At 47.3% G+C, this 19,609-nt stretch carries 18 protein-coding genes; 6 read left to right on the forward strand and 12 right to left on the reverse strand.

Translation table 11 applies throughout. The features are described 5' to 3' along the window. Together L976_RS20550 and L976_RS20555 are read left to right on the forward strand one after the other, a co-directional pair. On the forward strand, positions 1-577 hold a 577-nt coding region (locus tag L976_RS20550; protein ID WP_197062289.1), incomplete at its 5' end, for an Hpt domain-containing protein. Between the two features lie 60 nt (positions 578-637). Beyond that, positions 638-1,654, forward strand: a complete 1,017-nt coding sequence (locus L976_RS20555; protein WP_047540828.1) for a response regulator — start codon at positions 638-640, stop codon at positions 1,652-1,654. Positions 1,655-1,709: 55 nt separating this feature from the next. On the opposite strand, the gene ygfZ is transcribed toward L976_RS20555, so the two are convergent. Beyond that, on the reverse strand, positions 1,710-2,663 hold the full coding sequence (gene ygfZ, locus L976_RS20560) for a tRNA-modifying protein YgfZ (RefSeq protein ID WP_047539677.1): 954 nt from the start codon (positions 2,661-2,663) through the stop codon (positions 1,710-1,712). Positions 2,664-2,798: 135 nt separating this feature from the next. Beyond that, positions 2,799-4,028, reverse strand: a complete 1,230-nt coding sequence (serA, locus tag L976_RS20565) for a phosphoglycerate dehydrogenase (protein WP_047539679.1) — start codon at positions 4,026-4,028, stop codon at positions 2,799-2,801. 156 nt (positions 4,029-4,184) lie between these two features. Here serA and L976_RS20570 point away from each other — a divergent pair, with 156 nt between their 5' ends. Together L976_RS20570 and L976_RS20575 are read left to right on the forward strand one after the other, a co-directional pair. Continuing rightward, positions 4,185-4,793 (forward strand): DUF2238 domain-containing protein, encoded by a 609-nt coding sequence (locus tag L976_RS20570; protein ID WP_037414536.1) that lies wholly within the window; start codon positions 4,185-4,187, stop codon positions 4,791-4,793. A gap of 364 nt (positions 4,794-5,157) precedes the next feature. Then, on the forward strand, positions 5,158-5,829 hold the full coding sequence (locus L976_RS20575) for a helix-turn-helix transcriptional regulator (protein ID WP_037414538.1): 672 nt from the start codon (positions 5,158-5,160) through the stop codon (positions 5,827-5,829). 140 nt (positions 5,830-5,969) lie between these two features. Here L976_RS20575 and L976_RS20580 read toward each other — a convergent pair whose 3' ends face one another. Both L976_RS20580 and L976_RS20585 read right to left on the reverse strand, forming a co-directional pair. Continuing rightward, positions 5,970-7,475, reverse strand: coding sequence for a curlin (locus tag L976_RS20580; protein ID WP_037414540.1), 1,506 nt, complete (start codon positions 7,473-7,475; stop codon positions 5,970-5,972). 14 nt (positions 7,476-7,489) lie between these two features. Then, positions 7,490-7,909 carry a curlin gene (locus L976_RS20585; protein ID WP_037414543.1) on the reverse strand — a complete coding sequence of 140 codons (420 nt, stop codon included), beginning with the start codon at positions 7,907-7,909 and terminating at the stop codon, positions 7,490-7,492. Between the two features lie 399 nt (positions 7,910-8,308). Here L976_RS20585 and L976_RS20590 point away from each other — a divergent pair, with 399 nt between their 5' ends. Next, entirely contained in the window at positions 8,309-10,816 is a 2,508-nt protein-coding gene (locus L976_RS20590) for a S8 family serine peptidase (RefSeq protein ID WP_047539681.1), read from the forward strand. 101 nt (positions 10,817-10,917) lie between these two features. Here L976_RS20590 and L976_RS20595 read toward each other — a convergent pair whose 3' ends face one another. The 8 genes from L976_RS20595 to sfsA all read right to left on the reverse strand — a co-directional run bounded on the left by L976_RS20595 (position 10,918) and on the right by sfsA (position 17,939). After that, entirely contained in the window at positions 10,918-11,445 is a 528-nt protein-coding gene (locus L976_RS20595) for a hypothetical protein (protein WP_047539683.1), read from the reverse strand. 299 nt (positions 11,446-11,744) lie between these two features. Then, positions 11,745-12,590, reverse strand: coding sequence for a pantoate--beta-alanine ligase (gene panC, locus L976_RS20600; protein WP_047539685.1), 846 nt, complete (start codon positions 12,588-12,590; stop codon positions 11,745-11,747). Between the two features lie 77 nt (positions 12,591-12,667). Next, complete coding sequence (gene panB / locus L976_RS20605; RefSeq protein WP_037429053.1) at positions 12,668-13,462, reverse strand: 3-methyl-2-oxobutanoate hydroxymethyltransferase; 795 nt, start codon at positions 13,460-13,462, stop codon at positions 12,668-12,670. A gap of 56 nt (positions 13,463-13,518) precedes the next feature. Further along, the gene (folK, locus tag L976_RS20610) at positions 13,519-14,007 is read right to left on the reverse strand and encodes a 2-amino-4-hydroxy-6-hydroxymethyldihydropteridine diphosphokinase (RefSeq protein WP_047539687.1); all 489 of its coding nucleotides are present in this window, start codon (positions 14,005-14,007) and stop codon (positions 13,519-13,521) included. Then, positions 14,007-15,308, reverse strand: a complete 1,302-nt coding sequence (locus L976_RS20615; protein WP_047540831.1) for a polynucleotide adenylyltransferase PcnB — start codon at positions 15,306-15,308, stop codon at positions 14,007-14,009. The genes folK and L976_RS20615 overlap by 1 nt, the downstream gene beginning before the upstream one ends. A gap of 283 nt (positions 15,309-15,591) precedes the next feature. Next, entirely contained in the window at positions 15,592-16,488 is an 897-nt protein-coding gene (gene gluQRS, locus L976_RS20620; protein ID WP_047540833.1) for a tRNA glutamyl-Q(34) synthetase GluQRS, read from the reverse strand. A gap of 139 nt (positions 16,489-16,627) precedes the next feature. Next, positions 16,628-17,071 carry an RNA polymerase-binding protein DksA gene (gene dksA, locus L976_RS20625; RefSeq protein ID WP_037414555.1) on the reverse strand — a complete coding sequence of 148 codons (444 nt, stop codon included), beginning with the start codon at positions 17,069-17,071 and terminating at the stop codon, positions 16,628-16,630. 163 nt (positions 17,072-17,234) lie between these two features. Beyond that, complete coding sequence (sfsA, locus tag L976_RS20630) at positions 17,235-17,939, reverse strand: DNA/RNA nuclease SfsA (protein WP_047539689.1); 705 nt, start codon at positions 17,937-17,939, stop codon at positions 17,235-17,237. A 230-nt stretch (positions 17,940-18,169) separates the two neighbouring features. Between sfsA and pepB the strand changes: the two genes are divergently transcribed. After that, positions 18,170-19,462 (forward strand): aminopeptidase PepB, encoded by a 1,293-nt coding sequence (gene pepB / locus L976_RS20635; RefSeq protein ID WP_047539691.1) that lies wholly within the window; start codon positions 18,170-18,172, stop codon positions 19,460-19,462. Positions 19,463-19,609: the final 147 nt, after the last annotated feature.

A 19,609-nucleotide genomic window follows, 5' to 3' on the forward strand; every position in this document is an offset into this window, starting at 1 on the left:
ACACCCTGAGCTTGATATTGATAGAGGCTTGCAGCTAGTACAAAACTCCACGCGCCTTTACCAAAGGATCTTTGATCGTTTTGTTACTAGCCAACGTAATGTTGTCGAGCAAATCAACAAGGCCGTTGCCAGCAATAAACGTGAGGATGCGGTGCGAATGGCCCATACGCTTAAGGGACTTGCGGGCAATTTAAGTTCCACAACGCTTGCGGAATTGGCTCGGCAATTGGAACTTCACTTAAGTGAAAATACTGAGTTCCAAGCGGAGTTGGACCAAATCCAAACGTTAGTGGCATCGATTTGCCAAGCAATTGAAAAAGTTAAACCTGAGTTTGAAGAATCTAGTGGGCCGACGGCGGAGCATTTACCACCAGAAGCCCTCATTGAGGCCTTAACGCGATTACGCCAAAGTTTAGAAGAAGCGGATTCCGATGCAGTTGCCCAAATGGATGCACTTAAACCGCAAGTGAGTGCGCAGTTATGGCAGCAGTTGAGTCCAGCGCTAACGATGATTAATCAATATCAATTCGATGAGGCCGTCGAGTTGATTGATGAAGTACTTGTAGACTTAACGTAAAACGGTCAATTATGCGCAGTATTGATCATTGATAAAGCCACTGGAAAGGTGAATGTGTTGATGGATAAGGCAACAATATTAGTCGTCGATGATACTCCAGAAAATATCGATATTTTGGTGGGCATACTCGGTGATGACTATAAGGTCAAAGTCGCGATTGATGGACCAAGAGCGCTAGCCCTTGTAGCCAAAACACTGCCTGATTTAATTTTACTCGACGTCATGATGCCCGGCATGAATGGTTATGAAGTCTGTAAGCAGCTTAAACAGGAGCCCTTAACTTGCCACATTCCTGTGATTTTTGTGACGGCATTATCTGAGGTTGCCGATGAAGCACAGGGCTTTGCCTTAGGTGCGGTTGACTACATTACCAAACCAGTCAGCGCTCCCGTGGTGAAGGCGCGAGTCAAAACTCATCTCGCGCTGTACGATCAAAAACGCTTGCTAGAGCAACAAGTTAAAGAACGTACCCAAGAGTTAGAAGAAACCCGCTTTGAAATCATTCGCCGTTTAGGTCGCGCCGCCGAATACAAAGACAACGAAACGGGTCTGCACGTTGTGCGTATGAGCCATTATGCGCGGCTGCTCGCTATCAAACTAGGTTTACCGAGTACCTTCTGTGAGTTGTTGTATAACGCGGCACCTATGCATGACATTGGCAAAATCGGCACGCCCGATGCGGTACTGAAAAAGCCGGGTAAGCTTGATGCTGAAGAGTGGAAAATCATGCAGCAACATGCCGCCATTGGTGCTGAGATCATTGGTGAGCATGGCGACCCACTGCTGCAAATGGCGCGGCGTATCGCCTTAACCCACCACGAGAAATGGGATGGTTCGGGTTATCCTAATGGTTTGTCGGGGGAAAATATTCCGATTGAAGGTCGGATTGTGGCGATAGCGGACGTCTTTGACGCGCTGACTTCGCGCCGTCCTTACAAGGAGCCTTGGACCATTGAAGCCACTGTCGAGTTACTCGAAAGTCAAGCAGGGCAACATTTTGACCCTAAGCTGGTGGCCGAATTTAAGCAAATCTTGCCCGAGGTGGTGGCGATTCGAGATACTTATTTCGAGCATTAAAAGCAAAAGGCGCCTAGAGCGCCTTTTTCAATACGATTCGCTTATCATCGAGAAACTAGTCTTCGAGCGAGTAGGGCAATGCTTGAATACGTAAGCTAGATTGCTCGTCATCAGCGAAACGCAGTTTGGCATCACTCTCGGTATCGTTGGCGAGCACTGCGGTGAGCAGCACTTGATTACCACGTTGAACAAATTCAATGATTTGTCCACCCTTGCGATAACCGTCTTCCAATTCTATCTCGATACCCGTTTCCAAATTGATATTTAAGGAAGTGGTGCCTTGAAGAATATAGAGCGCACGCTTGTTACCACCACGGTATTTCATCCGAGCCACAGTTTCTTGACCCATGTAGCAGCCTTTGTTAAAGCTGATCCCGTTGATAGCCTGTAGGTTACACATCTGCGGTACGTACTGATTAGCATGACTTGGCGCTAGATTGGGGTAACCCGCAGCAATTTCTAATGCTTGCCAAGCGCTGGCATCAAATACGGTATGCTCGGCAATGAGGGCACTTGCGGCTTGTGGTTGTAGAACCAATATAAATCGATCCGCATCTTTTAAAATGGCGCCATGCTCGATGAGAGTGAGTTCCTGAGTGACTTCACCATAGTGTTGGCTGACAAATTGTTTAGCCTGTTCACCCGCCACACCGAGTAATGTCCACTCATCAGAGGCATTGGTCAGGGTCGCCTTACTAAATACCGCATATTTTTGCAGTTGTGGCAGATCCACTGCAATAGTGTCCTTTGGCATCAACATCAACAGCGCATCTTGGATGGCAAAGGTGCGGAAGCTAGCCAGCATCTTTCCCTTAGGATCACAATGTGCGCCCCAGCGCCATTGGTTGGTTTCGAGTGAGCTGATATCTGTGGTCACTTGGCCATGGATAAAACTGCGGCCCTGTTCGCCAACCACTTTGATAAGGCCTAGGTGGGATAAGTTGGCGAGCATAAGTGGAGGCGTGGAGGCGTCCAGATCCCAATTGGGTGTCGAAACTGCAATAGTCATAGCGAGATCCTGAAAATGAAGGCGATGCAAGAGGCTTGATTGTAGCGGAATTCCTCTGGCCTCAAAAGCATAAGGCGCACATATCTTAAATGAAATGTGCGCCTTAGATGGGGGCAAACCTAAGCGGTTTAGGCTTTAGAACAACACGCGAGTACGCAGTGTGCCTTCAATGGCTTTAAGCTCAACCAAGGCTTCTTCTGCTTGGTGAGTGTCGACTTCCATTACCACATAACCGATTTCTGCCGTGGTTTGCAGATACTGAGCGGCAATGTTAATGCCTTTTTCAGAGAAGGCTTTGTTGATTTTGATCAGCACGCCTGGACGATTTTGGTGGATATGCAGTAGGCGTGAGGTACCTTTATGCATTGGCAGAGACACTTCAGGGAAGTTAACGGCCGATACGGTTGAACCGTTATCTGAGTATTTGGCTAATTTGCCTGCCACTTCGATACCGATATTTTCCTGTGCTTCGGCGGTGCTACCACCCACATGTGGCGTGAGTAGCACATTATCTAAACCGCGTAATGGGCTGATAAATTCATCATCATTCGATTGTGGCTCAATGGGGAAAACGTCAATCGCCGCGCCCGCAAGGTGACGCTCTTTTAGTGCCACCGTAAGCGCATCGATATCGACCACAGTACCGCGGGAAGCGTTGATAAAGATGCTGCCTTTACGCATAGCGGCGAATTCGGCAGTACTTATCATGTCTTTGGTTTGCGGCGTTTCAGGCACGTGCAAGCTCACTACATCGGACTGTGCCAGCAATTGCTCCATTGAATGGATTTGCTGGGCATTACCCAATGGCAATTTGTCTTCGATATCGAAGAACACCACACGCATGCCTAAGGTTTCTGCCAGGATCCCCAGCTGAGTTCCAATATGGCCATAGCCTATCACGCCTAAAGTTTTGCCACGGACTTCGTAACTGCCTGCGGCAGTTTTCATCCAACCACCACGATGGGCGATAGCGTTACGTTCAGGAATACCGCGCATCAGCATGATGATTTCGCCTAATACCAGTTCAGCCACGCTGCGAGTATTAGAGAATGGTGCGTTAAAAACGGGGATACCGAGTAATTCGGCGGTCGCTAAATCCACTTGGTTAGTGCCGATACAGAAACAACCAATCGCAATTAATTTTTCGGCACGTTTTAATACATCGGCGGTGAGTTGGGTACGGGAACGAATACCAACAAAATGAGCATCTTTGATGGATTCATGCAGGGCTTCATCACCTAACGAGGCTTTGTGATACTCAATGTTGGTGTATCCCGCGCGTTCAAACACATCTACCGCAGATTGGTGGACGCCTTCCAACAACAGGATTTTGATCTTATCCTTGTCAAGCGAATGTTTCGCCATGATATGGGTACCCTCTAATTAATTGAAGTGGTTCTTGTATGTTATGCTGACAACCTTGGCTCATCAAAGTAGCACTTTTTTTGCTCACTGTGGAGGGCTAGATGGCTAAAGTTAATATTCTAAAATTAGAACAATATCGCATAAGAGGAAGAAACATTGAATAATAAAATCGCTTGGTGCGGTATTTACCTCTCAGTATTAGTCTGGTCGGCGATAAAACCTGCTGATACTTTCACTTGGTGGCTTGAAGCTTTACCTGCATTAGTGGCGGTTCCGCTATTATTTTTTACCCGCAAACGCTTTGAGCTAACCCCAATAGTGTATTTTTTAGTACTTGTACATTGTTGTGTGCTGTTTGTCGGCGCGCACTATACTTATGCTGAAGTGCCATTATTTGACACCATTGCCCAATGGATGGGCAGTGAACGTAACAATTACGACAAGGTCGGGCATTTCGCTCAAGGCTTTATTCCTGCCATGTTGGCCCGTGAGATTATGTTACGCAATCAAGCCGTCAAACCCGGCGCTTGGTGCGCTTTTTTGGTCACTTGTTTTGTACTCGCTTTCAGTGCTTTCTATGAGCTTATTGAGTGGTGGGTGGCCGCTGCAACGGGCGAAGGTGCTGAGGCATTCTTAGGCACACAAGGTTACATGTGGGATACTCAATCGGATATGTTTTTAGCCTTAATTGGGGCCATCGTGGCGCTACTCAGTTTATCCCGTGTGCAGGATAAGCAAATCACTAAACTCCTGACTCAAGCCTAATCGTAGTCTGAGAACATCCAATCCCCTTTGAATTAGATTCAAAGGGGATTTTTATTCTCAAAAATGTCATCTTCAGGTGTTAATTTTTTGTTTAAACTTTCGATTGATGTTTTCATAGACTAAGGTATAAAGATGAATGTGATCTCTATCTCATTTAGTATTAATTGCTAGCAATTAAATACTATTTAGGGACTTAGTCGAATTTACTACATATAAATAGAGGTTATTAGTACATTTGGGTGATGGCATTCATACGGTAACTAGTCAAAATGGGCTATGTTAATGAGATGTATGCTGAGATTTAAGCAGATTTCATTAAGCCGGATAAAAAGATAATGAAATACTTTTCAGGGAGAAGAGTAAATTGGGTACTATCAATGAGTTAGTATTTTTACATCAAGTGGCGGCGCCTTGTCATCTAGCGATACTTGCTGAATCTATCGGATTGAAAACACGGATCGTTAAACATGCCTCAGAGTTAGAGTTAGATTTAGACAAAGGGCATCGCAGCTTTTGTTTAATCGCCCAGAAAGGTGCGGCCTTAGACAATAAAGGGATCCCTTTGCTGGCATCTCGTCTTGTCCCCCATATTCCTGTGGCTCTGTATCAAGTTGAGCGCAATTCCTTAGATCAAGAGTCAGCTATGCTGCTTGGCATACGCGGACTACTGTTTACTGACCAGCGTATGGATTTGATGTTGACCGGATTGCGTAAAATGGTTGCCGATGAGCTTTGGTACGATAGAACTTTGCTCAGTAAGATGTTTCGTCGCGTAGTGCAAAAGTTGGATGGACAACATGATATGCCTGCCGACACTGTGGCCATGCTGCAAGCGCTTACCTCTAGAGAAAGAACCATCATTCAATTCGTTTCCAGCGGCGCGAGAAATAAGGAAATTGCCCATCGTCTTTGCATCAGTGAGCACACGGTAAAGGCGCATATTTCATCGATTTTCCGTAAAACCCAGTCACGAAATCGTGTCGAGTTATTAAGGTGGGCTCAGACCTATCAAACCCATTTTGAGTTTTGTAGTTAAGCCTTTGTTTGTGATACCCAAACGATAAGACGAATAGCGATGTACTTTTGCGTGTGATAGGCAAATAAAAACGGGAACATTATCAATGTTCCCGTTTTTATTTAGTCGCCTTCAACTTGAAGGCGACTCATATTTAAAGATTAGTATTGCACAACAGTCGCAACGTTCATATCACCATTTTGGGTTACGCTGATGCTGTTGTTGTTACCCGCTTGTGAGCCTAATACTAAGTTGTCATTACCTGTTTGGGAGATCATTAGGCTGTTGTTGTCACCACTCACGCCAAATGAGTTGGCAGCAAATGAACTACCGCTATCACCACCGACCCAGTTGCCGTTACCCGCTTGAGTGATTTCTGCTGAGTTTTCATCACCTTCGATGATTAAATCGATAAGGTTCAGATCGCCACGGTGTTGCAGTGCAGTTACATCGGCGTTGTTACCTGTTACGCTAATGATGGTCTCGTTTTGATCACCATCTTGCTCAACATCCACTTCGTTGTCGCTACCCACGGCATCCACATAAGCGAAGTTCGCATCACCTTCTTGGCTGATTTCGATGCTGTTGTCCTCACCTGTTGCGAAGGCAACCAGCTCGTTGTTATCACCTTTAGAGGATAAGTCGAAGTCGTTGTCAGTACCGTAAGCGCCAAAGGTTGCGAAGTTAGCATCACCACGTTGTTTTAAGTCTACGTCGTTGCTATCGCCCCATACTTGGAACTCTGCACCGTTGCTATCGCCTTTTTGCTTGATGGCGATATCATTATCATCACCTTGAATATCAGCAACTAAAGAATCACCAACTGTGTTGCTATCACCATCTTGAGCGATGTCGATAGTGTTATCATCACCCGTAGTCATAGAGAGGTAAGCAATGTTATTGCTGCCTTCTTGCTTCATGCTGATATCGTTTTCGCTACCGGCTAAGGCGTAAACAAAGCCAGTGTGGTTATCACCTTTTTGGTAGATATCAACACTGTTGTCGTTACCAGCGATGCCTTTGGCTGCACCAAAGTTATTGTTACCAATTTGTTCAACTGATACGTCGTTGTTGTTACCCACGTTGGCAGTCAGATCGAGTGCAATAAGACCCGCTTGGTTGCTATTACCGTATTGTTTGATATCACCGTCGTTGTTGTCGCCTTGAACACGGAATACGGCAAGGTTTTCATCACCTTCTTGCTCAACAAATGCACTGTTTTCTGTGCCAGTGATTTCAACATAGCTTTCGTTCAGCTCGCCTAATTGGCTAACTGAAACAAGGTTGTCGTTGCCCACGACATCGTTGCTGCTTTGGTTGAAGAAGCCGTCTTGAGTCACTTCAACTTCGTTATTATTGCCTTCCACATCAACAGAGGCTACGTGCCAATCTGTTTGTTGGCTAACAGTCACTTTGTTAGCATCGCCAGTTGAGTTGACTTGTGCTTCATGCCACACACCGTCTTGTAATACGGTGGCAACTTGGTCGTTACCCGTTTGGGTTACTGCTGCTGCGTTAATGACACCAGTTTGAGCGACTAAGGTATCTTGACCTTGGCCTGTTTGCTCAACGCTGATTTCGTTGACTGTGCTTGCTGCTAGCGCATTACCACTTAATCCCGCAGTAATGGCTAATGCAATCAATGACATTTTTGCTTGTGATTTCATGTGACTCTCCCTGTTTAATACTGAGTTATTGAGATTGCGGCACCGTCCGCAATCTGTTGAATCGAAAAATTGCCGCTTCCTAGCTGGTTCAATTGCACCAGGTTGTCATTACCAATCTGGGTAATCGAAGCCATATTTTTAGTGCCGACTTGTCGTAGTTGGACTTCATTATTGGTTCCAATCTGTGTCACAAGCGATACGTTATCGTTACCCGCTTGCGTCACATAGGCGCTGTTATCGTTCCCTGATTGAAACACTATCCCTTGGTTTGCCGTGCCTTGCTGCACTAGGTCGATAAGATTATCGCGCCCTGAACGCTCAATTAGCGCCTGCAGTGTGACGGGCAATTCACTGACATCTGCCGCATGGGATGATGTCAGGCAACTACATATCAAGAGCAGCAGTACCAAAAAGCGTGTTAATGGATTTGGCACAAGTGACTCCTTGCATGTATTGGTGTTTTGGTCAGAGCACAGACTCCTTCCAACTCAGGCATCAAGGTACGAGCCATAGTGCTTAGAGACAATTGGCCAAAAGGGTATTTATTTTTGAGGTGTAATTTAAATGCTAACCAGATTAACTTTTGTTAATTCCATGAATATCTTGTTTTTTGTCGATAAAACCCTGCGTTTAGGCGGTATTTACCTCACCGAGTTGGTCTAGTAGTTAAGTTGTATTTAGCGTGCAGCGTCTTTTTTAAATTGAAACATTATGGCAACAATTTGCAGGCAAACATGCTGGAAATTCGTCGTTTTTATCCATTTCACTTTGAATGGTGGCTGCGTAATTGCCGTTCCAGAATTTCAACGTAAAGGACTATAGGAAGCTTAAGTATGTCAATAAAACTCTCACCATTGGCGTTAGCAATTGCAGGAGCGATGACGTTGTCAGCGGTGCCTGCAATGGCAAAAGATGCACCAGTCTATGAAAAAGACGCCATCCTTGTGGTGTACAAAGATAATGTGACTAAAGCCGAACGTGCAGCAGCACAGCGTTTAATTCGCGGCACCTTAACCGATGCAAATGCTGATGGCGTAGACGATAAATTCCAGCATTTACTCAATGGTAAACTTGCCCGTTTAGCCCTGCGTAAAGGCGCTAATATTGAAGATGCGATTAAGGTGATTAGTCGTCATCCAGCGGTAAAATATGCAGAACCCAACTACATTCTTAAGGCGATAGGTACGCCCGATGATCCAAGCTTTGCTAGCCTGTGGGGCATGAACAACACTGGCCAAAATGGCGGTAGTGCCGATGCAGATATCGACGCGCCAGAGGCTTGGGAAATCACCACGGGTAGCTCGGATGTGGTGATTGGGGTTATCGATACTGGGGTTGATTACAATCACCCAGATTTGCAAGCCAACATGTGGGTTAACGCTGGCGAAATTCCAGGTAATGGTATCGATGACGATGGTAACGGCGTGATCGATGATATTCACGGTTACAGTGCGGTAAATGATAACGGTAACCCAATGGATGGTAATGGTCACGGTACTCACGTATCTGGCACTATTGGTGCTAAAGGCAACAATGGTGTGGGTGTCGTTGGGGTGAACTGGGACGTTAAAATTGCCGCCTGTCAGTTCCTTGATGCCGATGGTTATGGTTCTACAGCTGGCGCTATTGCATGTTTAGATTACTTTACGGATCTGAAGGTTAACCATGGCGTGGATATCAAAGCCACCAACAACTCTTGGGGCGGCGGTAGCTTTAGCCAAGCCTTAAAAGATGCGATTGAAGCGGGTGGTGAAGCAGGCATTTTATTCGTTGCAGCAGCGGGTAATGACGCGGTCGATAACGATGCGAGCCCACATTATCCCTCAAGCTACGATTCTGACGTTGTCCTCTCGATTGCAAGTACGGATCGTAATGACCGTATGTCAGACTTCTCACAATGGGGTTTAACTAGCGTCGATATGGGAGCACCAGGCTCCGCGATTCTCTCTACTGTTCCAGGTGGTGGTTACGCGACGTATTCTGGTACCTCTATGGCTACTCCACATGTCACCGGCGCCGCAGCTCTGGTGTGGTCATTAAATCCAGATCTCTCACCAGTAGAAATGAAATCCTTACTGATGGCATCAGGTGATGCTAATGCAGATTTAACGGGTAAAACCGTGGCTGGTACTCGCCTCAATGTGGCTAACGCACTCGAGCAGGCTAACCCATCTCCTAGCTACAAGTTTACCGTATCGCCAGTGTCACAATCTGTCGAAGCGGGTAGCACTGCAAGCTATAACTTTAGTGTTGGTAGTGTTGCTGGATGGGAAGGCGATGTGGCGCTTTCTGTCTCTGTTTCTCCAGCGCTAGAAGGTGTGTCCTTATCAGCCTCAACTGTTTCTGCTGGTGGTTCATTTACCTTAGATGTTGCGACAACGGCGCAAACAGCTTGGGGTGATTACAGCATTACAGTAACAGGTACCGATGGCACCATTGAAAAGGCTAAAGTCGTTTCACTGAATGTGTTCCCTCAAGGATTAAATGACTTTACCTATGGCAATGAGAATGCTGTTGCTATCCCTGATAACAATGCTAGTGGTATTGTGAGCACGATTGAAGTTACTGATGATGTGCAGATTTTTGGCGTGACCGCCGATGTCAATATCAGCCACACTTGGATTGGTGACTTACGCGTTGTGTTAACTTCACCAGCAGGTACTGAAGTGGTTCTACATAACCGTGATGGTGGCAGCGCTGACAACATTGTTAAGAGTTGGGACTTAAGCGCGTTTGATGGTGAAAACGCACGGGGTACTTGGTCATTATCAGTAGATGACAATGCAGCGGCTGACACGGGTACTCTTAATAACTGGGGCTTAGTGATCAGCGGCTTAGGCGAAGCATCTCCAGCGGCACCAGTGGCGGGCTTCGAGTATGCAGTTGAAGGTTTAAGTGTCGCCTTTACTAACACTAGTACCGATGCGAATGATGATATCGTGAGCTACAGCTGGGATTTTGGTGATGGTTCAACTTCAACTGAAATGAACCCTAGCCATGTATTTGCTGCGGCAGGTACTTACACTGTGGCCCTCACTGTGACTGACTCAATGGAACACAGCAATACTGTGACCATGGAAGTTCAAGTTTATGAGCATAGTATCAACGCATCCGTCACTCGCGCATTGGTATCACGCCGTGGTAGCGCTATGGTAGATATTGAATGGGATAGTGCATTAGGCGAAAGTATTGCTCTATACCGTGACGGTCAGTTAGTGGTGACAACTGAGAACGATGGCAACTATCGTGATCGCTTCACTACGTCTGCATCAAGTGTGACTTACCAAGTATGTGAAACCACTGGAATCTTATGTTCTGCACCAGTAGTAGCACAATTCTAATTTAGTCCTTAAAAATGAAGGCGACCGAAAGGTCGCCTTTTTGCTTTCAACCCCTAAACTAGCTGTTTAGTCGGTAGTTACCATTTACGTTTAATGCTCAACTAATGCGTGTCATTTTTTTGGGGTTCTTCGTGTTCTACATCGGCATTTATTTGGGTTTTTCTATCCGATAATTGCTGTATAAGTTGGCTATTGATTGTGGTGAGTTTATCAAAATGATCATTAATCTTACTCAGTTGCTTTAAATAATCGGGATCACTTTTGTCTTTATTTTGCCAATATCGCTGCCGTTCTAGTTTCTGTAATTCACTGGCCCTTAGGATTTCAAAATAGCTATTCTCTTGTTTGAGGCTATAGATTTCACCGTCGAGTAATTGCAGCAGTTTCTTTGGGGGTAAGGAGTGATTATTTAACAAAGCTTGCAATGGGTCTACTTTGGTTTCACGTTTATCCGAATCAATTTCGTTGCTAGTACCCAACTGATATTCAATTTTATGCTGACTGTATTCCTGCGGACAGGCGATTTGGCTAAAGATGACTTTATCGCCTTTGCGACATTTATAGACGGTATTTGCGAGCGCCGTGAGAGGCAAAAGCATACAAATAAGAGTCACTATGAGTCTTGCCATTCGACGACAAATCCTTTTTATACGCAATGAATGAAGTTATCACAATGGGTATTAAGCTAGAGTTAAATGGAGTTGTCTCACTTATCTCCCTTTAAACTTTAGCAGTTATAAATCCATGTAGTATAAACATATGTTACTTAACGTTAACATTGGTGAGTACTATGGCGTAAGTGAAAGAATAAAACCAGTTTTTTGACGCTGGAATTTATTTGACGCTTCACTGGAACGCCAGCAATACCAGCGTTCTGAGGTAATAAAAAAGGAGCCTAAGCTCCTTTTCTCAAATCTTAAATAGATGTTTAGCGATCAAAGCGCAGATTATCAATAAGACGCGCTTTACCTAAGTAAGCGGCCGCCAAAATCACCAGGGCTTGGTCCGTAGCTTCCGCATGGGCCAGCGTGGTGGCATGGCGAACTTCTAAATAATCCGGTGTAAAGCCTGCGGCGATAAGGCTCGCTTTGGCTTCTGCGGTGACTTGTTCGATACTCACGCCTTGCTTGATCCCTTGTGCCATGGCATCAATGGCTTTTTTCAGTGCGGGCGCTGCGGCCTTTTCTTCTGCAGTAAGGTAACCATTGCGTGAACTCATGGCTAAGCCCGAGGCTTCACGAATTGTATCTACACCGATAATTTCAATCGGCAGCGACAAATCCTCAACCATAGTGCGGATCACTAACAGTTGTTGATAATCCTTGTTGCCAAAGAACGCGACATCGGGCTGCACTATGTTGAACAGTTTACAAACGATGGTCGCGACGCCACGGAAGTGGCCGGGACGACTAGCACCGCAGAGTACATCGGAGATCCCCGGTACTTCAACATAGGTTTGCTGCGCTAACCCTTTGGGGTAAATAATCGCCGGTGTTGGAGTAAACAACAGCTCGGCGCCCGCTGCGGTTAAGGCTTGGCTATCGGCCTCTAAGGTGCGCGGGTAGGCATCGAGATCTTCATTTTGCCCAAACTGCATGGGATTGACGAAGATAGACACGACTACATGATCGCATTTTTTCGCCGCTTCTTTCACTAAGGTGATGTGTCCCTGATGGAGATTGCCCATGGTCGGCACAAAGGCGACAGTCTCGCCCTTGGCACGCCATGCTCGCACTTGAGTACGAATATCATCGATATGGGCGCTAGTGATCATTAACTCTTACCTTGCTAAAACCTAAAATGAGTAGTCTGTGTGCTTAGCACAATTTAGCTTTATGAGTGCTAGCACTCTTAGTTGAACGTGTGATCTGCACTCGGGAAGGTGCCATTGGCCACTTCTTCAATATAAGCGCGAACCGCCGAGCGGATTTCGCCCGTTTGCTTGAGGTAGTTCTTTGAAAAACGTGGAATATAACCACTCGAAATACCAAGCACGTCGTGCATCACCAGAATCTGACCATCGGTGCTGGCGCCCGCGCCAATGCCAATTACAGGGATAGTTAATGCTTGAGTAATGGCGGTAGCAAGCGATGCTGGAATACATTCAACCACTAACAGCTGCGCGCCTGCCGCCTCTAAGGCCTTAGCTTCATCGAGAATGCGCTGGGCATTTTCAGCATCGCGGCCCTGCACTTTAAAACCGCCAAAAACGTGTACCGATTGCGGGGTGAGGCCCAAGTGGGCGCAGACAGGAATACCGCGCTCGGTCAGTTTAGTAACCGTTTCGAGTAACCAGTGACCGCCTTCCAGCTTGACCATATTGGCACCCGCCTGCATTAGTGCGGTGGCGTTTTCCATGGCTTGTTCTGGCGTGGCGTAACTCATAAACGGCATGTCTGCGATCAGCAGTGATCGCTCGATACCGCGACGCACACAACGAGTGTGATAGGCGATTTCGGCTGTCGTGACGGGCAGCGTATCATCGTGGCCTTGCAGAACCATTCCCAAAGAATCGCCGACCAGTAGCACATCGATGCCTTCGCCGTCGAACGCGCTGGCAAAGCTGGCATCATAGGCTGTCAGAGCGGTGAATTTTCTACCTTCCTGTTTGTATTTCAACAGGGTTGAGCTAGTAACTTTAGACATATGGGTGATCTTCAAACCAAATGGAAGTGGTGTTATAAGCTAACTGGGGGCTGACTTCAATGATCATTGCCCAGTAGTTGTAACTCGGCCAAGAATTTTTCACTGATAAGGCTGTGTAGCGGCGTTTTACAGGGCAACACGAGATCGGGCGCAATGGCAGCTAAAGGAACTAGCACAAAGCTACGTTCTTTCATGCCGTAGTGCGGCACTTTGAGTCTGGGCTCATCGATAATGGCGTTGTCATACAAGAGTAAGTCTAGATCTAATGTTCTGGGCCCCCAACGCTCTTGGCGTACACGGCCTTGGGTATTTTCAATGTGTTGCAGTGCATCTAATAAGGCCAGCGGGGCCAGCTGAGTTTCAAAGCCTGCGACAGCATTGATATAGTCAGGCTGCACAACCTCACCCATTGGCGTTGAACGGTAATAGGGAGATACCCTAAGACTTTGATTTTCAGCCAAGGTGGACAAGGCCGCTACGGCATTGTCCAGCTGTGCTTGGGGATCTTCAAGATTCGCTCCAAGGGCGACAAACACTTGAGTCATTATTCTTCGGCTTTGGCTGCACTTGGGCGGCGACGGCGACGCTGAGGTGAATTGCGATTACGGCTGCTCGAGGCTTTATTACCGCTGCGGGCAATCGCCAAACGCTCGATTTCATCCGCTTCAACAAACTGTTGCCACCAGGCTGCACTCTTGGCCAGATTGCCCCCTTCGACTTCGCCACGCAGTAACAGTAAGTCGTATGCCGCTCTAAACTTCGGATGCTCTAACAGTTTAAAGGCGCGCGTGCCTTGGCTGCGCTCAAAGCGAAGTTGTAGTTGCCAGATATCCTTGGCTGGTGTGCTAAAACGGCGAGGAATACTAATGGTTTGGCATTGCTGCTCCATCACATCGCCCATGGCGGCGAAAAAGGCATCATATAAAGTAAGGCCACTTTCAACAGCAATATCTTCGGCGCGTTGGCGCAGTGGATACCAGAGAATCGCCGCATAGAAAAACGATGGCGTGACGGGCTTATCTTCATTAACACGATCATCCGTACTCTTCATGATGGCTTGCACCATCTTCATTGCCGGACCTTTAGGCGCTTCTTTTAATAGGGCGTCAACCTGAGGAAATAGGGGCGCAAACAGTTTATATTCCTGCATCATCTCAAAGTTTGCCATGGCTTTGCCGGCGAAGAAGAGTTTGAGCACTTCTTCATACATGCGGGCGGCAGGAATATCTTTGAGCAGTGGTGCTAACTGTTTGATTGGTTTAGCAGTTACTTCATCAATTGTCATGCTGAGCTTAGTGGCAAAACGCACGGCTCTGAGCATACGCACTGGATCTTCGCGGTAACGGGTTTCGGGATCGCCAATCAGCCTTAAGGTGCCGGCTTTAAGATCTTCCATGCCACCGCCATAGCTGCGGATAGAGTAGTCGCTAATATCGTAGTAAAGGGCGTTAACGGTAAAATCGCGGCGCTCTGCGTCTTCGTCGATTTCTCCGTACACGTTATCCCTGAGCAAACGCCCTTCGGCATTGGCTTTGGAAATCTTTTCATTGCTTTCACCGTGGTGGCCACGGAAAGTCGCCACTTCAATCACATCGCGGCCAAACACAATATGGGCAAGGCGGAATCGACGACCAACAACACGGCAATTACGGAACAGTTTTTTGATTTCTTCCGGCGTCGCATTGGTAACCACGTCAAAGTCTTTCGGTTCAAGCCCAAGGAGCAAATCCCGTACACCCCCGCCCACTAAATAGGCTTGGAAACCAGCTTTATTCAGTCGATATAGTACCTTAAGCGCATTTTCACTGATCTGCTTGCGGGAAATGGTGTGCGCATCCCTAGGCACGATCGCCAAGCTTAAGCCGCCTGAAGTAAGTTCTGGCGTTTGGGGTTCAATCTGAGCTGGAGTTGGAGCGGTCGTTTTAGGCGCGTCTTCAAATAGCTGCTTGCAGAATTGGCTAATACGGCGAAAAATGGGACACCTCGGAATGTATCTGTTATGTGATTAAAAATCTGGCGGCTATGATATACCAATTGCGTCCCGATGGGTATATCGCGATTTTTGAGCTATGCCACGACTTAGCGCTGATAACATGATGCTTTTAGGTCGAGAACTTGCCCGTCAGGCTTTAAGGGGCGATCAGGATTTCCCGCTGTTTAGGGATTGCCGACAATTGAAACTGGGCCACTGCCTGGGCCAGCATTTGCGGCGCAGTTGTGAGCTCTACTGGTGCTTGGCCCAAAAAGGCGAGGGCTGCATTGAGACTCGCTTGCGGATGCTGTTTATCGATAGCCTGCGCGTGATTTTGTTTTGACAGCTTAAAACCCGGACTTAAACTGGCGAGCGGTAAGTGCAACCACTGCGGCGCGGTTAGACCAAAGGTTTGATATAAGCTTAATTGGCGACAACTGGCTTCGATTAAATCGTAGCCCCGCACCACCTCGGTAATGCCTTGGTAGGCGTCATCCAGCACTACGGCGAGTTGATAGGCATAAAGTCCATCACTACGTTTGATAATAAAATCTTCAGCAGCAAAGGCCCGATCTACAATCACTTTTCCCATCAGGTTATCGGTAAACTCGGCCACTTGAGCGCGATTAACTAGCCGAACCGCACCACTGTGATGTGGCGTGGCTAACCGATGGCAGCGGCCATCGTAAATCCCACCCATGGCTTGAATTTGTTTGCGGCTGCATTGGCAGAAGTAGGCGTTATCCTCAGCGAGTAACTCATCGAGTTTGGCCTGATAGGCCTCGGTGCGCGCACTCTGGTACAGCACCGCATCGTCCCATTCGAAACCATAAGCCTCTAAGGTGCGTAAAATATCATCGGCGGCGCCTGCAACTTCCCTAGGTGGATCAATATCCTCAACGCGTATTAACCACTTTCCTCCCTCTGAGCGCGCCCGCAGATAACTACCAAGGGCCGCGACTAGCGAGCCAAAATGCAATGCTCCTGAGGGCGAAGGCGCAAAACGGCCAACATAAGGATGTAAAGCGGAAGTGTTGAAAGAGTGAGTCGCCATCATAGGAATTTGCAGGAATAACCAGTCAAAGTGGCTGTATTTTAGGGGGATACTAACAAAAAAGCGAAGTGAAACGAGAGGATGTTTATGCAAGATGCACAAACAAGTAGGCGGGGAACTCCCCGCCTAGGATGGCCGATTAACCCGCCATTTGCTTCTCTTTGATCTCTGCAAGCGTTTTACAGTCGATACACTGATCGGCTGTTGGACGCGCTTCGAGACGGCGAATGCCGATTTCGATACCGCAAGAATCGCAGAAGCCAAAATCGTCTTCTTCGATTTTCTGGAGAGTTTTTTCGATCTTCTTGATCAGTTTACGTTCTCTGTCACGCGCACGTAATTCGAGACTGAACTCTTCTTCCTGCGCTGCACGGTCCACAGGATCGGGAAAGTTTGCTGCTTCATCCTGCATATGACTCAGAGTACGGTCGACCTCCTCACGCAACTGATTGCGCCAAGCTTCAAGAATGATCTTGAAGTGACCCAGTTGCTTAGCGTTCATATACTCCTCACCGGGTTTTTCCTGGTAGGGACTTACACCTGCGATAGCGAGTACGCCAAGTTTTTTGGTGCCTTCAGGCATAACGCATCTCCTGTCATCATTTGCGTTTGTAGGGCGTCCTTAAGAACGGCCGCTATCTATATCAGAATCTTTACAACGAGGCAAATTTTTCGTTTCACCTTGACAGAATTTTTTGACTGCCTTCGCTAATTGAAATGAAAAAGTATTTTACTCAATCTTAACATCATACTCGGACTGGGCATGATTGGGCCAGATGTATCTCATCGGGGGATATTTCGCAGCGATACGCTAGCACTTCTACACCTGATAAAATAGCTTTTTTCAATAGGTTAGAATACTCAGGGTCAATGTGTGCCGCTGGTGCCACACTAATAATGTCAGTATGTTGCACCACAAATAGCAATACGGCTCTGTGCCCAAGGCTGGCCATGTGCATTAATTCCCGCAGATGTTTTTGGCCGCGAAGACTCACTGCATCGGGGAAATAACCTTGTCCATCTTCAAGCAAAGTACAACTTTTGACTTCTATATAGCAGGCGGGTTTTTGAGCAGCTTCCAGCAAGATATCGATACGGCTATTTTCATCTCCGTACTTCACTTCGCGACTTAAGCTGTCGTAACCTTTAAGTTCAGTGATAATACCTTTATTAAGTGCCTCCTCGACTAGGGCGTTGGCATTGCCCGAATGAATGCCGATAAGGCCACCCGTTGGCGTGGTCATCAACTCCCATGTATGGGCATATTTACGTTTAGGATTGTTAGACGTGGAAAACCACACGGTTTCACCGGGGAACAGGCAGTTACGCATTGAACCGGTATTGGGGCAATGCAGGGTGATTTCACTGCCGTCTTCGAGTTGGACATCGGCGAGAAAACGTTTGTAGCGCTTAAGTAGCTTTCCCGATTTCAGTGCTGGAGTAAAGTGCATGTGATCCCTGTCGCTAGTTGATTCTGGCTCCGAAGACTAACAAATTTCGCAAATGTTTACAGATTTTACCTCGGTAACTTAGGCCGATGGCTTTCAGTCCTGGGCCACTGGCAGTAAACTGCCGCCAACCCCGTTGTATTGTGTGTACCCCAAAAGCCTGAGGATGCAGGACGTCTCACCTCAACTTGTATGGGTATAAGAGCAAGAACAAATTAAAATAAGGACCCCTTATGAGTGAACTTAAAGTGACTGAAGTGATGAGAGTTGAGTTAACCAAAGATGCCCCCGCAGCCCATTGGGGCAAAGCCGATGTGACCTTCAATGCCGAAGGTACATTAGTCCACTTAGGTGGCGGCGATGAGCTACGCCAAATTCAAATGGCAGCGCGTAAATTACGTAATCAAGGGATTAATACCGTCGCATTAGTGGGTTCTCTTTGGGATCTAAATAGCCAATGGGTCTTCGCTCAAGGCTTTGCCACCGCTAAACCCGGTTACAAGATCCAATGGTGCGGCGATGCCGAAGTACAAGCCGAGTTACAACGTCGCTTAGACGTGGCTACATTTGCCCGTCAACTGATCAATGAGACTCCTGAAAATCTGTCTCCTGTGAAACTGGCGCAGCAAGCGGCCAAATGGTTAGCCGAACTCGGTGGTGCCAAGGTCAGTTACCGTATTATTGAAGGTGAAGCATTATTAGCAGAGCAATGGATTGGTATTCATGCTGTAGGTCGCGGCAGTGAGCGTCCACCTGCGATGTTAGAGCTAGACTTTAACCCGCTGTCAGCCGATGCCCCAGTATCTGTTGCCTTGGTCGGTAAAGGGATTACCTTCGACTCCGGCGGTTACAGCATTAAAGCTTCTGAAGGCATGCTGGGCATGAAGTGTGATATGGGCGGCGCCGCCACTGTTACTGCCGCTTTAGGTTTAGCGATTAAATCGGGCCTGAACAAACGCGTTAAATTATTCCTGTGCTGCGCTGAAAACCTGATCAGCGGCCGTGCCTATAAGCTGGGTGATATCCTCACCTACAAAAATGGCGTCACAGTTGAAGTAGTTAACACCGATGCCGAAGGGCGCTTAGTGCTGGCCGATGGTCTGCAAGCGGCTTCTGCGACGGGTGCTCCTTTTATTATCGATGCAGCAACCTTAACTGGCGCAGCTGTGATGGCGGTGGGCTCTAACTACAACGCGATTTTTTCGCCACAGACAGAAGTGTTACAACTGGCGCAACAAAAAGCCTCGACAGTAGCTGAGCGTGTATGGCCATTGCCACTGGATCCTTGGCATAAAGATATGTGTCCATCGGCCTATGCTGACACGGCAAACAGCCGCCCAGTGAAAGGTGGTGGTGCTGGCGGTGCCTCGAATGCGGCCGGCTTCCTGTGGCGTTTTGTTTCGCCAGAAGCCAAGTGGTTACACGTGGATTTAGCGGCCGCCTTCGAAGATTCTGCTTCTGCACTATGGGGCGCTGGCGCGACCACCCACGGCGTGCTGACCATCAGCGAGCTGATTAAAGGCTAAGTTTGCTTTCGCGACTGAGTTTGCTTTTGCGGCTAAGCTTGCAAGTAAAGCTTCTTATTGTATTAAAACCGCCTTCGGGCGGTTTTTTATTTTTAGCCCAAAACCACCTACTTCAGTAGGTGGTTATCATCATTTGAGGCTTTGCCT

Source organism: Shewanella sp. ZOR0012 (assembly GCF_000798835.1).
Taxonomy (GTDB): Bacteria; Pseudomonadota; Gammaproteobacteria; order Enterobacterales; family Shewanellaceae; genus Shewanella; species Shewanella xiamenensis.